The sequence below is a fragment of the Alkalibacterium sp. MB6 genome (genome assembly GCF_009935905.1).
Lineage (GTDB): Bacteria > Bacillota > Bacilli > Lactobacillales > Carnobacteriaceae_A > Alkalibacterium.
On record NZ_PREX01000064.1, the window covers coordinates 1 to 1,151 of the forward strand.

Here is a 1,151-nt window from a genome sequence, read left to right on the forward strand (position 1 = left end):
AAAAAGCACTAAAAGGAAGAGGTTACGTCTACTATATTCAGTACCATATAGTATGGTGTGTAAAGTACAGAAAGCCGATTATTAAAGGTTCTGTAGAGATTGACTTGAAAGAAATAATATCGTCTATTGCTAATGACAACGAGATAACTATTTTGGAAATGGAAACAGACAAAGACCACATTCACTTACTGGTGGAATGTAAGCCTCAGCATTATATTCCCTCCATCATGAAGGCGCTCAAAGGTACTTCCGCAAGACGATTATTCCAAAAATACCCAGAGCTCAAAGAATCATTATATGGTGGACACTTGTGGAATCCAACTTATTTTGTGGCAACAGTCAGCGACAACACCGAAGATCAAATAAAGCACTACATTCAAAATCAACAAATCAACCATAAATAGAGGGGAGGTGTAGGCATGCTCAAAGGGTTCAAGTACCGTCTGTATCCAAATAAAGACCAACAAATTTTCTTTGCAAAATCATTTGGAGCGACACGTTTTATTTACAACCAAATGCTAGCAAACCGAAAAGAACTGTATGAAACATATAAGGACGATAAAGAAGCGCTAAAAGCAAACAAACCCCGTACCTACACCTCTTTTAAGCAGGAGTTTGAGTTCTTAAAAGAAGTGGATAATTTAGCTTTGGCGAATGCTCAGCTAAATTTAAACACTGCTTATAAACGATTCTTCAATAGTGAAGCGAAGTTTCCAAAGTTCAAATCAAAAAAGAAAAGCAGAAAGAAATACAAAACCAACAATCAAGGTGGGAATATCCGTATAGAGAATGGGTATATCAAGTTACCGAAGGTTGGCTTTATAAAAATGAAACATCATCGGAATTTCGATGGAACAATCAAATCTTGTGCCATTGAACAGATGCCATCAGGGAAATACTTTGTCTCTGTTTTGGTGGAATTGAGCGATTTGGAGTGGATTCCTGCCAAAAATAAGATAGGAATTGATTTAGGGATTTATCACTTTGCCATCACGACAAATGATGACGGTGTGAGCGAAAAATATGATAATCCTAACTGTTTGAGAAAATCAGAAAAAGCGTTAATTAAAGCGCAAAAATCACTCTCACGGAAGAAGAGAGCTAGCAAAAACAGAGACAAAGCCAGACAGATGTTAGCTAAGAAACATGAG

2 protein-coding genes are annotated in these 1,151 nt (G+C 36.9%); both read left to right on the forward strand.

What is annotated here, in order from left to right; all coding sequences use genetic code 11:
• Positions 1–404, forward strand: a 404-nt coding sequence (gene tnpA, locus C3945_RS11670; protein WP_161879820.1) for an IS200/IS605 family transposase, incomplete at its 5' end; no start/stop codon positions are given.
• Positions 405–419: 15 nt separating this feature from the next.
• Positions 420–1,151 (forward strand): RNA-guided endonuclease TnpB family protein (locus C3945_RS11675; RefSeq protein WP_161879821.1); only part of this gene is annotated, 732 nt, incomplete at its 3' end.